This is a genomic window from Coriobacterium glomerans PW2, from assembly GCF_000195315.1.
Classification (GTDB): domain Bacteria; phylum Actinomycetota; class Coriobacteriia; order Coriobacteriales; family Coriobacteriaceae; genus Coriobacterium; species Coriobacterium glomerans.
Genome location: NC_015389.1, coordinates 1,513,920 through 1,529,074, shown reverse-complemented (window position 1 = coordinate 1,529,074; position 15,155 = coordinate 1,513,920). Strand labels below are relative to the sequence as shown.

The following is a 15,155-nucleotide window of genomic DNA, read 5'->3' as shown; positions in this document are numbered from 1 at the left end:
GGAGGTAATACATGTCAGAATTTATAAGGCCTCAAGTTCAGGTCGAAGAGATCGACGAGGTTTCCGCGCGGGTCTCCGTCGAGCCGCTCGAGCGGGGCTACGGCGACACGTTGGGCAACTCGCTCAGGCGCGTTCTGCTCTCCTCGCTCGAGGGAGCCGCAGTCGAGGCTATCCAGATCGATGGCGCGCAGCATGAGTTCATGACCATACCGAACATGGTCGAGGACGTGACCGACATCGTCTTGAACGTGAAGGGTCTTGTTTTCAGATCTCTGGGGACGACCGACGAGGCCACGGCGACGATTTCGGTCGACGGCCCCGGTGAGGTCACCGGCGCGGACTTCTTCGTCCCGTCCGATTTCGAATTGGTCAACCCGGATCAGCATATCGCGACGCTTACCGAGGGCGGTCATCTCACGATGAGCATGCGGATCGGTTACGGTCGGGGCTACATCTCCTACGAGGCGAACAAGCACGACAACGATCCCATCGGCATCATCCATGTCGATTCGCTGTACTCACCGGTGCGCCGGTGCGCCAAGCTCGTCGAGGCCACGCGCGTCGGCCAGCACACCGACTACGACCGGCTCGTGCTCGAGATCGAGACGAACGGGGCGCTCTCACCGCGCGATGCCGTCGTCTCAGCTGCGAACATCATCAACCAGCACATGGCCTCGTTTATGAACCTTGCCGAGGTTCCCGAGGTCGAGGAAGAGGTTTCCATCTTCGCCCCCGAGGTCACGAGTGACAACGCCGAGCTTGACAAGCAGATCGAGGATCTGGACCTGTCCGTCCGTTCCTATAACTGTTTGAAGCGCGCCAGCATCCACTCGGTTCGTCAGCTTGTCGAGTTCTCCGAGAATGATCTGCTGAACATTCGCAATTTCGGCGTGAAGTCGATCGAGGAAGTCAAAGACAAGCTGGAGTCCATGGGGTTGGGCCTCAAGGCCTAGCGCTTGCATACGAAGGAGAATCGAGACCATGCGTCACAACAAGAAGAAGGGCCTGAAGCTCGGTACCGATGCGAGCCATACCCGGGCCATGAAGAAGAGCCTTGCCAAGGCGCTGTTTGAAAATGATCGCATCAAGACGACGGAGGCGCGCGCCAAGGCGCTTCGCGGCTATGTCGAGCCCATCATCACGTGGGCGAAAAAGGGCGACCTGCATTCTCGTCGTCTTGCGATCTCCAAGCTCGGCGACAAGAACCTCGTCGCCGAGATCTTTGATAAGGCCGCACAGGGCATGTGGGTCGATCGCAACGGCGGTTACACCCGTATCATGAAGCTCGGAACACGCAAGGGAGACAACGCTCCGGTCGTCATCATCGAGATCGTCTCCGAGGCCGTCAAGAAGAAGACCGCGACCGTCGCGGCGGCTCCCAAGCGCGCCGACGCCCCCAAGAAGGTCCGGAAGGCGGCGGTCGCAGATGATGACACCTCAGACGATCGCGCTGATGCAGAGCAGACGGCAGACGATGTCACCACTACCGTAGACGCTGATGCCTCCGCTGAGGTCGCGACGGAGTCGAACGAGGTCGAGGACACCGAGAACGCCTCGGATGCCTCAGCCGAGGGGGCTTCTGAGTAGATCGGCGATCTCGCGTGATCGGAATGCGAAAGGGGTGCGCATGCGCACCCCTTTTTTGATGCGATCCGCGCGGATCTTGAGACGGTGGATGAAATGATCGAAGTTGCAAACGCGCGTCTTCGCTACGACGCGCTCGCCGGCCGCCCCGCGCTGACGGGAACGACGTGTACCATCTCGCCCGGCGAGCTGGTCTGTCTCGCCGGTCCGAATGGCTCGGGCAAGTCCACGCTCGCCGCGCTCATGTGCGCCATGAGGCTGGCCGATGACGGGGAGGTTCGCATCGACGGGCTCGATGCGCGCATCGACTCGCAACGGCGCGAGGCGCGGCGACGCGTCGGGTTCGTTCGACAGAGCGCCGCCGATCAGATGGTCGCCTCGATCGTGGAGGAGGAGGTTGCGTTCGGGCCGCGCAACCTGGGTCTCGCCGAGGCTGATATCGAGCATCGCGTCGAGCGCGCCCTGCGCGATGTCGGTCTCATCGACCTCATGGGACGCGACGTTCGCACGCTGTCCGGCGGCGAGCAGCAGCGGGTCGCGCTGGCGGGCGTGCTCGCGATGGAGCCGCGCTATGTCGTCCTCGACGAGGTGACCTCGAATCTGGACGTCGTCGCGCGCGCGACGGCACGCGCGCTGTTTCGAAGGCTCGCCCGCGAGCGCGACATCGGAGTCGTGCAGATCACGCATGACCCGCTCGAGGCCGTCGCTTGCGACCGCGTGCTGCTGATGGAGAGAGGGCGTCTCGCGTGGCAGGGCCCGACCATCGAATTGCTCATCGGTTCCGCGAGACAGTGGGATCAGACGTTTTCGTTCAGCGGCTATATCGACGCGCTTCGCGTCGCTATCGAGCTCGGGTATCCGCTTGAGTGCGGATCTGAGCCGACCGATCTGCTCGGGTGGCTGCAGCGGGCGCGCGCGAACGGGTCGGTTGATCGTTGTGGGATCGAGCGGATCCTCGCTGCGACGGCGCATCCGCTCGATGGTGGAGACCGACCTGCGCCCGCGCAGGGAGCGCGTGTCGTCGGAGCGCGCGGTATTCGACAGCGAAGCGGCGAAGCGCTGATCTCGCTCGCAGACGTCAGCTACGCCTACGGGCGAACAGAAGCGCTGAGCCATGTGAACGTAAGTGTTTCCCGGGGCGAGGTTCTGCTTCTTGCCGGTCGCTCGGGATCGGGCAAGTCCACCCTCGCAGCGCTCGCCGCCGGCCTCGCGACCCCGCATGCCGGCGAGATACGCCTTGGCGTCCGTTATCCTCGCCCCGGCGACGTGGGATATGTCTTGCAGGCACCCGAGCAGCAGCTCTTCTGTGACAGCGTGGAGGCGGAGTTGGCCTTTGCACCGATGAACCGGGGCGTCTCGCGCTGCGATCTCACCGATCGGGTGCATGAGGCCGCTGCGCGCATGGGCCTTGATTCCGGGCTTCTCCCACGCGATCCGTTCTCCTTGTCCGGCGGACAGGCGCGAAAAGTGGGGATCGCCTCGGTCCTGTCGCTTCATCCGGCGGCGATCGTACTCGATGAGCCCTCCTGCGGTCTTGATGCCCGCGCACGCGATCAGCTTCATCGCCTCGTTCGCGCGCTCGCAAATGAGGGCATGGCGATCATGGTCATCAGCCATGATCTGGAAGAATGGCTCGTCCGAGTGGATCGCGTAGCCCTGCTCGAACACGGTGAGCTCCGCTGGCACGGTTCGCCGCAACGACTTGCCGGGGAGCCCTCCCTGTTCGCGCGCGCCGGCTTGGCGGCACCTGAGTCCTGGGTTCTTCGAGATGCGCTCCTCGCAGCTCTCGCCGTCCCGATCGACGCGGTCGACCCATCGGGTGCGAGCTCCTCTGAGAGCTCATCCGATGCGCGCGTGCTCCCGATGAGCCCACCGTCGCGCCCGAGGCGCTCTGCGCTGGCATCCGTGGACGAGCGGGTCAAGATCATCTTGCTGCTCGCTGCGAGCGCAGCGGTATTTTTCGCGGACGCTCCATGGATGCTCGCTGTCTGGTGTGCCATGCTCGCCTGCATCCTCAGATGTGCCGACGTGAGCGCTCGAGGGGCGATCGCCGCGATCAGACCCACCCTCGCGCTGCTCGTTCTGATCGCATGCGCGAACCTGGTATCATGCGACGGATCCGCCGACATCCGCGTCATCGGCTTTATCGGTCTCTCGCGCACCGGAGGGGTTCGCGCCCTTGTCTGCGCCGCTCGCCTCGTTGTCATCGCGGGATTCTCCTTTGCGGTGGCGCAGAGCACCACGCCGACTCGTATCGCGGCCGCCGCAGCTCGTCTGGCCCGTCCTCTGGCGCGTGCGGGCGCACCCGTTGCCGCGCTCGCGCTCTCGCTTTCGATCGCCTTGCGCTGCATACCGATCGTCGGCGATGAGCTCACCAGGATCAGGCGCGCTCAGCTCTCTCGCGGCGCTCGTTTCGAGGAGGGCGTCCTCGGCATCCGGGCTCGTGCTTGGATATCCGTGCTCACCCCGCTCATGGTGGGGCTTCTCCGGCGTTCCGATCGCCTTGCCGAATCCGTGGACGCGCGATGCTATGCTGATGCGGCACGCGCCATGCCCGCGCCGCGCTCGCTTGGCAGGCGCGATGCGATCGCGCTGGGGCTGGGCTCGGGTTTGATCGCGCTGCTCGTCGCGGCGAGGTTCTTCTTATGAGAAAGGCAACGGGATTGATCGTGGATGAGATGAGACGGGCCCCCGGCCGGGGTTGCCCGACGACGGACCTCGAGACCGCGTCGGGATGCGGCGCGGCCGCGGAGCGCTTCTCGGCGACGCTCGTGCTGAAGCTCGGCTACGACGGCACGCGCTACAGTGGATTCGCCGAGCAGCCCGACAGATGCACCGTGGCCGGTGAGGTTCGCCAGGCGATGGAGACCTTTCTCCGCAGACCGATCGAGCTGATCTGCGCCGGCCGCACCGACGCCGGTGTTCATGCGATCGGGCAGCACGTGAGCGTGGCGGTTCTTCCGGCGGAGTGCGAGATCCCGCGCGCGCGCTGGCTGCGCGCCATGGACGCGCTGCTTCCGCCTGATATCTCAGTCGCTGGCGTGTTCCGTGCGCGTCGGGGCTTCTCGGCTCGATTCGACGCGCGCGACCGGACCTACACCTATCGCATCGCGGCGGGCTCCGTTCGGCCCGCGCTCATCCGTCCCTATGTCTGGTGGCATCGTCTTGAACTCGATGAAGGGGCCATGAGGGATGCGGCGACCTGTCTTGTCGGCGAGCATGACTTCAAGAGCTTCTGCCGAGCGTCGTCGGCGGCGGGCAGACCGACCTCCCGGCGCGTGCTCGATGTCGACTTCGCTCATGAGAGCGAGCTGGGCGAGAACGTGCTCGCCTTCACGATCCGCGGCAACGCGTTTCTTCACTCGATGGTTCGCACGATCGTCGGCAGCCTCGCGGAGGTGGGTACCCATCGACGCGATCCGGCTTGGCTGGCGGACGCGCTCGCCGCCCGCGACCGCGCCGCGGCGGGTCCCACCGCTCCGGCGTGCGGCCTGTGCTTCATGGATGTGAGCTACGACTCAGGAGAGCTTGAAGGCTGGCTGTGAGGACGCTCGCTCACGCGACGCCCCGGGCGCGAGTGCGTCCCCGCCGCGATTCCGCTTTTGGTCGCGACCTCGTCAGAGAGCCGGCGGTCTGAGCGCATGTCAAACTGGTGATGAGGATCTGTACTTGGCGTGCAGCGACGAGCACGGTTCATGCGCGTCTCACGCGGTGCTACCATGGGCACAGCAGTTTTCCAACAGGTATGGAGGCTGAGAGCTTGGCTCATCGCGCATCAAAGCGACCGAGCGTATCGGTCATCATGGCGGTTCACGATGCACGGGTTCACCTGTGTCGCGCCGTAGAAAGCGTGCTCGCAGCTGATGCTGTCGCCGTCCAGGTCGTCATCGTGGATTGCGCCTCCAACGATGGCACGGCCGCGCTCGCCGCGCGCATGGCTGAGCGCGACATCCGCATCGATGCCATCCGCATCGATGTCCCCGATCCGGCATCGGGTCTGGATCGCGGACTGAAGATCGCGCGCGGTACATATTGCATGGTCATGGGCCAGGATGACTGGTTCGCTTCACATGGGCTCACACGGCTGCGCATGCTCGCGGAGACATCGGATCTCGAACTGTGCGTTCCGGAGCTCTCCGTCGACATCATTCGGACGAGCGGCGAGCGCACCTCGATCAAGCGGCGCGTCGACGCTCCCGCTTCGAAGTCCGCCGGTGAGTTCCATCGGCGCATGAGCGCAATGATCGAGTCGGGCGTCTTCGACAGCGTGAGAGGCAAGCTCTTGCGCCGTGATCGGGTCGAAGAGCTTGGATTGAGCCTCGCCGAGCTCTCGGGCGATCTCGATTTCATGGTCGCCTATGTCGAATCTCTCGAGCGCGTCGGCTTCGCCTCGGGCTCCTGCTATCATCTGACGCTTCACGCTCGCCCCCCTCAGGGGTCCGCTGCGTCGAGGTATCCGCGTTGCCTGCGTGATCATGAGCTGCTGCTCGGCCTCGCAGGCAAGTGGGAGATGCTGGACAACCGTGAATTCATGACAGCGGTGCACCGGCGTTACCTGAGCGGTATCATCGCCTGCATCGAGCAGACGTGCGCAAGCGGAGCTCGGCTCTGCGCGCCTGAGAGAAACGCTCGCATCCGCTATATGCTCGAGGAGCGGGCCACGCGTGAGAGCATTCTGGCGCTGCATGATCGCAACCGCGACTTCGGCTTCATGTACGTCCCGCTTGCGCGGAGCAACGTCTCCGCCTGCTGCATGGGCGTACGTCTCGTCAGTTTCATGCGGTCCTCCCGACTTCCGCTCGCACCGGTGCTGAGAGACGCCAACGTCGCCTGGGAGTCGGCGTTGTGCGCGATAGGGGAAGGGAGCCCGGATGGCTGCAAAAGTTACCTTGAAGGAGATCGCGCGTGAGGTCGGCCTGTCACCCACCTCGGTGTCGCTGGTGCTCAACAACCGCCCGAACAAGGTCTCTCAGATCAATCGCGAGCGCATTCGCGCGGTCGCGCGCAAGAAGCACTACATTCCCAATCAGATCGCCCGCAGCCTTGTGACCCAGCACTCGAACACGCTCGGATTGATCGTGCCGAACATCGAGAGTCGATTCTTCTCCTCGCTTGCCAAGAACCTCGAGATCCGCTGTCGGCGTCGCGGGTACGCGCTGTTCATCATGAATGCGGATGATGCCTCCTCGAATGACTCCGAGCTGGTGCGACTGCTGCTCAATCGAGGAGTCGATGGGCTGCTGCTCGTGCTGTCCGATGAGATGTCGCCCAACGAGCGTCTCATCGAGGATCTCTCGATCTGTCCGGTTCCCTTCGTGATGATAGATCGCACCATAGAGGGTCTGCGCTGCGACAAGGTTCGTTTCAACAGCGAACTGGGCGGCTATCTCGCGACGAGCTATCTGCTCGCGCGCGGTCACCGTCGCATAGCGTGTCTGGTGAACACGCATTCCAACACCGGCCGCGCACGTCTTGCCGGCTACGCGCGAGCGATGGCGGAGTTTGGCGTCGAGGTCGATCCCAGCCGCGTGCTCGAGAGCGACTACTACATCGCCGATGCCTACCGGGCTTCGGCCGACCTCATCGGAACCGATGCGACCGGAGTGTTCGCCAGCTCGGATAACATCGCGCTCGGACTGCTCAAGCGCCTGCATGAGTGCGGCCGCCGCTGTCCGCGAGACATTTCGCTCGTGAGCTACGATAACAGCGCGGCCGATGCGCTGTTCGAACCGGCGCTGACCTCGATAGAGCAATCCGTCGACGAGCTATCCGAGCATGCTCTGGAGCTGCTGTTCAGCCGTATCGCCGAATCGGCAGCGCTCAGCGAGCCGACACCCGCGGTCGAGCGGGTCCTGCCTCCGCGTCTCGTGGAGAAGGAAAGCGTCCGAGTGATCGAGCGCCCGCGCAGCTAGATACCGTCAAGTGTGCGAAGAGCTCGCGCATGCCCGCGCTCTGTATCTCCGGCGCATCTCACCCCCTCGAGCAGCTCGCCATAGGCGAGATTTGAGCTATCTGTGTGGCTTCGTACGCATCTGATGGCTCCTCGATCGAGGGAAAACGTTTTACCCACTATAATCGCCTCATCAGACAACCCTGTGGGCAGCATGATCTGCCGCAGGGACGGCACAAGGGAAGGAAGCACATGTCTCAGCCTGTGATCGGCACACCATGGAAGAAGCTCCCGGATATCGTCCCGGACGATGAGCTCGAGGGGATCGACAGATACTGGCGCTGCGCGAACTATCTGTCCGTCGGCCAGATCTACCTGCGCAGCAACCCGCTCATGCGTTCAGATTTCGTCGATGAGAAGACGGGCGAGACCCGCGATTTCGGCCGGGAGGACGTCAAGCACCGCCTCGTGGGGCACTGGGGCACCACGCCTGGCATCAACTTCTTGATGGGGCATGTGAACCGCCTGATCGCCGACCACGGACAAAACGCGATCTTTCTCATGGGCCCGGGCCACGGCGGACCCGCCGGAACGGCTCAATCGCTGCTGGACGGCACCTATCGCAGCTGCTATCCGGAGATCACCGACGATGAGGCCGGTCTTCAGCGTTTCTTTCGCCGCTTCTCCTATCCCGGCGGCATCCCGAGTCATTTCGCACCGGAGACCCCGGGATCCATCCACGAGGGCGGAGAACTCGGCTACACGCTGAGCCACGCCTACGGCGCCGTGATGGACAATCCGAGTCTGCTCTGCGTGGCCGCCATCGGTGATGGCGAAGCGGAGACGGGGCCTTTGGCCACCGGCTGGCAATCCAACAAGCTCGTGAACCCTGCAACCGATGGCATCGTGCTGCCGATCCTGCATCTGAACGGCTACAAGATCGCCAACCCGACCATCTTGGCGCGCATCTCCGACGAGGAGCTCGATGCCTTCTTCCGTGGCATGGGCTACGCGCCCCATGTCTTCGTCGCGGGCTTCGACGATGAGGACCACCTTTCGATCCACAGGCGCTTCGCTGATCTGATCGAGCAGGTCTTCGCTGAGATCTGCGACATCAAGGAGGAGGCGGCCGCGCGGATCGCGACCGGCAAGACCGTGAGCCGGCCCACCTATCCGATGATCATCTTCCGCACGCCCAAGGGCTGGACGTGCCCCAAGCGCATCGACGGCCAGAAGACCGAGGACTCTTGGCGGGCCCATCAGGTTCCGCTCACGAGCGCCAAGGACACCCACGAGCACTTCCGTGTGCTGCGCGGCTGGCTTCGATCCTACGCTCCCGACGAGCTGTTCGAGAGCGACGGTGCAATCAGAGCCGAGGTCACCTCTTTCATGCCGAAAGGCGAGCTGCGCATCGGTGCGAATCCCAACGCGAACGGCGGCGTGATCCGCCGCGATCTGCGTCTGCCCGACGCCCGTGACTACGAGGTCCCGGTCGCCGAGAAGGGACACGGATGGGGCATGATCGAGGCCGCGCGCGTCTTCGGCGTGTTCACGCGCGACGTGCTCAAGCGCAATATGGACGATTTCCGCATCTTCGGTCCGGATGAGACGGCTTCGAACCGCTTGCAGGCCGCCTACGAGGTCACGCGCAAGCAGTGGGATGCCGGCTTCTACGCCGATGAGGACAACGACATGCTGCTCGCCGCGAGCGGCAAGGTCGTGGAGCAGCTCTCCGAGCACCAGTGCGAGGGGTTCTTGGAGGGCTACGTGCTCACCGGTCGCCATGGCATCTGGAGCAGCTACGAGAGCTTCGTCCACGTAGTGGACTCCATGATCAATCAGCACTGCAAATGGCTTGAGGCGACCGTACGCGAGATCGACTGGAGAAAGCCGATCTCGGGTCTGAATATCCTGCTGACCAGTCATGTCTGGCGTCAGGATCACAACGGTTTCTCGCATCAGGACCCCGGCTTCGTGGATCTGCTGCTCAACAAGGCCAACGAGACCCATGTCGTCAACGCGTACTACCCGGCTGACGCCAACATGGCACTCGCCGTCGCTGAGCGCGTCTATGCATCGACCAACTGCGTGAACGCGATCTTCTGCGGCAAGCAGCCCGCGCCGACGTTCCAGTCGCTCGATGAGGCGCGCGCCGAGCTCGCTGAGGGCGTCGCCGCATGGGATTGGGCGTCTTCGGCTCAAACGCCAGCTGAGGCGGATGTCGTGGTCGCATGCTGCGGTGATGTCTCCACGCTCGAGGCTCTGGCGGCGACCGATCTGCTGCGCGGGACCGGAGTCTCCGTGCGCTTCGTCAACGTCGTGGATCTGCTCAAGATCCAAAATGCCCACGAGAACGATCGGGCTGTGTCCGATATGCGCTTCACCGAGCTGTTCGGTGACGGCACCGTCCCGGTCCTGTTCGCTTTTCATGCCTATGCGGGGACCATTCGGCGTCTCATCTGGAACCGACCGGGACACGACGCGTTCCACGTCCATGGCTATGAGGAGAAGGGCTCCACTACCACGCCCTTTGATATGCTTCGTCTCAATCGCATGGATCGCTGGGCGCTCGCCGCGCATGCGCTGCGTCTCGTGGACGAGAAGCGCTTCTCGACGCAGATCGCCTCGTGGGAGGCGTTTCGCGAGGAGGCGTTCCGATTCGCCGTCGACGAGGGCTACGATCATCCCGCTTTCACGGACTGGGTATGGCCCGATGCCGCCGGATCCGCTGCGGAACTGTCTGCGGCACAGCTCACCGTCGGGGACAACGAGTAGAACGAGTAGCGCAAAGGCATTCTCGAAGCACCCATTGTCCCAGTCGCGCCAAGCGAGCCGATCACCGCATCGATCCGGTCGATCGGCTCGCTTTTCACGCTTTTCGTTTCGGTTTCGTTTCCAAGCTCATCGTTCGACATCCGCTATGCTGGGACTGTATAATTATACAGAAAAGAAGCGAACCGGGCCCTGTATATGCAGGACTACAAGTCGAAAGCTGGAGCGACGTGAGGGAATCCATAGAGAAGAAACGCGATGAGCGCCAAGATGCGATCCGGAAGATCGTTCGGGATCTTGATATACGAACCCAGCACATGCTCGTCGAGGAGCTCAGACAGCGCGGATTTGAATGCACTCAGGCGACAGCCTCGAGGGATATCGCCGATCTGGGACTGCGGAAGCTGCCAGAGGGCATCTACGTGCTCGCGGAGGATCTGCATCTGCAGCGCATGGTCTCAGAACTGCTCACACGGGTCCTGCGCAGCGACAGCATGGTGATCCTCAAAGCGCAGCCCGGTACGGCCGCAGGCATCGCGGCAGCCATCGATGCAGCGGAGATACCGCTCGTCATGGCATCGATCGCCGGTGATGACACCGTTCTCATCATCACCGACGGAAGCCAGAGCGCGCAGCGGCTGGAGTCCTATATCTCCAAGCTCTGCAACCGAGGATAGATCATCCGCGACCCACCGCGCCGCTCGTACCCCTTCATTCAGAGCAGTTGCGACTCCCGTCTTGGGAGATCAGCCATCGTCATCACCGGAATCATCCTGCCCCTTGGTGTCCGGGCTCGTCGGATCCGGGCTGGGCGGATTCGGGCTGGGCGGATTCGGACTGGGAGGATTCGGAGTGGATGGGCTCGGGGTGGTGTCCGGGCTCGCAGGGTTCGTCTGCGGCTGCTGATCGGAGGAGCTCTCCCGCTCGTTGTCAGATTTCTGCTGCCGGTTGGTGTTCGCGCCGCTGCGGCTCGGCCACTCGCCGAGCGCGATCTTTTTGCCGTCGATCTCCCACACCGAGCTGCTCTTGTAGGTGGGCGCGGTTCCGGTCGGGAATTCCTCTCGCTCGACCCCGTTGAGAGCCTTGTTCAAGAAGTTTCTCGCCATCGGTAGGGTCAGATCATCGCCGAGGGCTTCGCGTCCGCGAATCTTGATAGGTGTGTTGCCTGCTGTGTAGCCGCTCCAGACCGCGATGGTGAGCTGCGGGGTGTAGCCGCAGAAGTACAAATCCGCCGCATTGTCGGTCGTGCCGGTCTTGCCCGAGAACGGCTGGTCCACCGAAAGACGCGCGCTCGCTCCGGTCCCGCTTGTGATGACTCCCTTGAGAATATCGGTCACGACTTGGCACACCCCGGTATCGAGCACCTTCTTGGGATCATCGGTGTGCTTGTACAAAACGTTGCCGTCGCGTCCGTCGATCTCGACGACAGCGGTGGGTTCGCGATAGTAGCCCCCTGTTGGGAACACGGTGTAGGCACCGGCCATCTGCAGGGTCGAAAGCGATTCCACGCCAAGTGTCATCGCAGGAGCGTTTTTGTTCGTATTGGAGATATCGATGCCGACTTTCGAGCAGTAGTCCACGATCGCCGAGTTGCCGAGCGCCAGCTCCGCCTGGACATAGCCGGCGTTGGAGGAAACCTCGGTGGCGCGTCTGAGCGTGATGCTGCCGTAGTTCGTGTTGCCGTAGTTTCTGACCGTGTAGGTCGAGGTGCCGTTGGGCACCCTGATCCCGGAGTTGCAGTTGAGCAAGATGTTGGGATTCATGCCGTTTTTGATAGCGGTTGCGAGGGTGAACGCCTTGAACGAGGAGCCGGTCTGCCGTCCGGCCAGAGCATGATTGACATGGCGCTCATCGGCGTTGTAGTCCCTGCCGCCGACCATCGCCTTGATGTAGCCGGTCTTGGAATCCAAAGCGGTCATGCCTGCCTGCAGATCCTTGACGTTCACCTTGTTGAGCTGCCCCACCACGGCTTCTTCGGCGGCAGCCTGCGTGTCAAGATCGAGCGAGGTCTTGATTGTGAGACCGCCCTTGAAGATCTTGTCAAAGGAGTACTTTTCCTGCAGCTCGTCTTTGATGTAGCTCACAAAGTACGGGGCGGCGTCGATCTCGACGCCGTTCGACTTGTTCTCGGTGATATGGAGGTTCAGCGGCTCAGCCTGGGCGGCGTCGTGATCGGCTTGAGAGATGTAGTCGTTTTTGAGCATGCGGTCCAAAACGACGTTTCTGCGCTTCGTGGCCAGTTCGGGGTTGGTGGTCGGATCAAAGGTCGCCGGGGAGTTGGGCAGTCCCACGAGCAGGGCGGCTTCAGACAGCGTGAGGTCCTTGGCGCTCTTCGTGTAGTAGGTCTGCGCCGCCGCCTCGATGCCGTAGGCTCCGTGACCGTAATAGATGGTGTTCAGATACATCATCAGGATATCATCTTTTGAGAAGATATCCTCCATCTTGACCGCGAGATAGGCCTCGCGAACCTTGCGCTCGATCGTCTTGTCGAATTGCTCGTCAGATAGGATCGTGTTGCGCACGAGCTGCTGGGAGATGGTCGAGGCACCTTCGGAGCCACCTGTGAGCTGCACCCACGCCGCGCGGGCGATGCCTATGGGGTCGATGCCCCCGTGCTGATAGAAGCGCTCGTCCTCGGTGGCGACGGTGCCGTTGAGAACGAACTTCGAGCATTCCTTCATCTTGATGCTCTTCCGGTTCTGCGTGAAGAACCGCGCGAGCTGCCGGCCCTTGGCGTCGAGCACCGTGGTCGGCTCGCTTGATAGATAGGAATCCGCATTCGTGTAATCGGGCAGGTTCTGCAGCCATCGATTCACGTTTCCGAGCATGCCGATGCCAAACGCCAGACCGAAGATCAGCAAGAAGCCGAAGAATGAGGCGAGGACGATAGGAACGACATGCGTCTTTGCGCGTCGCCGCATGTGACGGTCGCGAGGACCCATGTAGACCTCCTACAGATCGAGTAACCGGGCTGCCGGTGCAGCCGGTGAGAAAACGGCATCCGAAAGATATATACACATTAGCGCAACACGTTCGCCCGCCTGCTCGTGTATTGTGGTCGTAGAGAAACTCCAGATCGATTGCATACCTTGTCAGGTGCGGAAAGGGGAGTCGCACACGTCGATGGAATTCGAAGAGTGTACAGGCGGCTCGGATGCGTCCTCATGGGTGCGGCAGCGTTTCGCACCAGATGCCGCATCCGATGAACGATGTCATAGCAAGCAGGCAAAGGGCCGCTGCGGCCTCGAGTCGCACACGTCGCCTCGAGCGGCGCGGCAGGCTCTGGCGAGCTGGCTTCGGGCGCACCTGGCACCCGAGTGCCAGGTGCGGCTGGTCGCGCTGGCGCTTGCCGCTTCGCTGGCGCTGGCGCTGGCGGCGATGCTTGTCATATCGCGCTACGATCACAGCTATGCCGACGACTGGCACTATGGGGTCGACGTGCATCTCTCCCTCGATGCCGGTCGCGGGGTCTGGGGAGCCCTTAGCGCCGCGCTCGGAAAGACCGTCGAGACCTTCGATTCATGGCAGGGCACCTATTCGGCGATCATGCTCATGTGCCTGCAACCAGGTGTGGTGAGCGAGGATCTCTACGGTTGGGGAGCCGTGCTCGTGATCGTTGCGCTCGTGGTGTGCACCGGCTACGCCGCCTCGGTTCTGCTGAGAGACGTGCTGGGGGCCTCGCGCCCCTGCTGGATCGCGTTCACCTCGGTGGCGCTGCTGCTCCAGACGCAGCTGCTGCCGAGTCCCGTGGAGGGCTTCTGGTGGTACAACTCGGCGATCTACTACACGTTCTACCATGCTCTCATGTTGCTCATGGTCGGGATGGCGATCCGATTGCTGAGAGGCGGAAACCCCCGTTCCGCTCTGAGCCCGCGCGCCGCGGTCGCGCGCTGGATCGCGCTGACGCTTCTGGCTGTCGTGGTCGCCGGCGGCAACTTCGTGACCGCGCTCATCGTCGAGCTCGCCCTGTGCGGAGCCGCGGTCTGGTCGATCTGCCGCGCGACTCCTCGCCGGGCGCTGATTCTCATCACCGTGCTCGCGTTCACGATCGGTTTTTCGATCTCTGTGTTCGCCCCGGGCAATGCGCTTCGACAGGCGTCGCAGTTCCCACGGGATGGCATGGGAGTGCCATCGACGCTGTTGAAATCTGCCCTTGCGGGATTCGAGTACGCCGTCATGTGGACGAACGGTCTGCTCGTGGTCTCTCTCGCCGCGCTCGCTCCGATCATGGTGAGGGTCGCCCGCGGATCGCGACTCTCCTTTCGGCTTCCGGGCGCTGCCTGGGGCGCATCGCTGATCGTGTTCATGGCGAGCTTCGCCCCGACCTTCTTCTCCATGGGCGACGTCGGCCCGGGCCGGGTCCAGAACATTCGCTACGATCTGTTCGTCCTGCTCGTCATCGTGTGCACCACATGGACGGTCGGTCGGTGCGTGAGATACCGAGAGCATCGACGCGGTATGGTCTGCGGCTCCCTCTTTGCGCCGGGCCTGTTTGAGAGCGCCCGCGTGTTCGCAGCGTGGTACGGGGTCGTCGCCCTCCTCGCCGCGAGCAGCTTGGTCGGGATGGCGCTCGACAGCCGGCATGTGGGGGATCTGACATCGCTTTCGGCGGCGGAGGCGCTCTGGAGCGGACGGGCCCGCGCTTACGATCGGCAGGTGCGCGCGAGGCTGGCCGCGATCGGCTCGAGCGAATCCGAGACGCTCGAGGTTGCTTTCTACACGGTGAGACCGAAGGTCCTGTTCATGGGCGATATCCGCGACAACATGGACAACTACATCAACTATCGGCTCTCCGAGTGGTTCGGCAAGAGCTCCATCATCGGGGTGAGGGCGCCGAGCGGCTGATCGCGTCTGCGATGCGCGGGCGATCCGCACCCGCGGCGCGTCTGCGATGCCCCGGACGAAGCTG

The 15,155-nt window shown here is 63.1% G+C and carries 10 protein-coding genes; 9 read left to right on the top strand and 1 reads right to left on the bottom strand.

The window, feature by feature from the left end:
• Positions 1 to 11: 11 nt before the first annotated feature.
• The 8 genes from CORGL_RS06670 (at position 12) to CORGL_RS06635 (ending at position 10,923) form a co-directional block, all read left to right on the top strand.
• Entirely contained in the window at positions 12 to 953 is a 942-nt protein-coding gene (locus CORGL_RS06670; protein WP_013709146.1) for a DNA-directed RNA polymerase subunit alpha, read from the top strand.
• Between the two features lie 28 nt (positions 954 to 981).
• The gene (rplQ, locus tag CORGL_RS06665; RefSeq protein WP_013709145.1) at positions 982 to 1,587 is read left to right on the top strand and encodes a 50S ribosomal protein L17; all 606 of its coding nucleotides are present in this window, start codon (positions 982 to 984) and stop codon (positions 1,585 to 1,587) included.
• Positions 1,588 to 1,680: 93 nt separating this feature from the next.
• On the top strand, positions 1,681 to 4,233 hold the full coding sequence (locus CORGL_RS06660; RefSeq protein WP_013709144.1) for an energy-coupling factor transporter ATPase: 2,553 nt from the start codon (positions 1,681 to 1,683) through the stop codon (positions 4,231 to 4,233).
• Complete coding sequence (gene truA, locus CORGL_RS06655) at positions 4,230 to 5,129, top strand: tRNA pseudouridine(38-40) synthase TruA (protein ID WP_013709143.1); 900 nt, start codon at positions 4,230 to 4,232, stop codon at positions 5,127 to 5,129. The genes CORGL_RS06660 and truA overlap by 4 nt, the downstream gene beginning before the upstream one ends.
• A gap of 257 nt (positions 5,130 to 5,386) precedes the next feature.
• Positions 5,387 to 6,493, top strand: a complete 1,107-nt coding sequence (locus CORGL_RS06650) for a glycosyltransferase (protein WP_172633551.1) — start codon at positions 5,387 to 5,389, stop codon at positions 6,491 to 6,493.
• Positions 6,456 to 7,496, top strand: a complete 1,041-nt coding sequence (locus tag CORGL_RS06645) for a LacI family DNA-binding transcriptional regulator (RefSeq protein ID WP_013709141.1) — start codon at positions 6,456 to 6,458, stop codon at positions 7,494 to 7,496. Before CORGL_RS06650 ends, CORGL_RS06645 begins: the two co-directional genes overlap by 38 nt.
• Positions 7,497 to 7,726: 230 nt before the next feature.
• On the top strand, positions 7,727 to 10,249 hold the full coding sequence (locus CORGL_RS06640) for a phosphoketolase family protein (RefSeq protein ID WP_013709140.1): 2,523 nt from the start codon (positions 7,727 to 7,729) through the stop codon (positions 10,247 to 10,249).
• A gap of 239 nt (positions 10,250 to 10,488) precedes the next feature.
• The gene (locus CORGL_RS06635; protein WP_041739416.1) at positions 10,489 to 10,923 is read left to right on the top strand and encodes an arginine repressor; all 435 of its coding nucleotides are present in this window, start codon (positions 10,489 to 10,491) and stop codon (positions 10,921 to 10,923) included.
• A 69-nt stretch (positions 10,924 to 10,992) separates the two neighbouring features.
• Here CORGL_RS06635 and CORGL_RS06630 read toward each other — a convergent pair whose 3' ends face one another.
• Positions 10,993 to 13,188: a transglycosylase domain-containing protein gene (locus CORGL_RS06630; protein ID WP_013709138.1), complete on the bottom strand. Its 2,196-nt coding sequence runs from the start codon at positions 13,186 to 13,188 to the stop codon at positions 10,993 to 10,995.
• 181 nt (positions 13,189 to 13,369) lie between these two features.
• Between CORGL_RS06630 and CORGL_RS06625 the strand changes: the two genes are divergently transcribed.
• A complete protein-coding gene (locus CORGL_RS06625; protein WP_013709137.1) occupies positions 13,370 to 15,091 on the top strand; it encodes a hypothetical protein in 1,722 nt (573 codons plus the stop codon).
• The last annotated feature ends 64 nt before the right edge of the window (positions 15,092 to 15,155 follow it).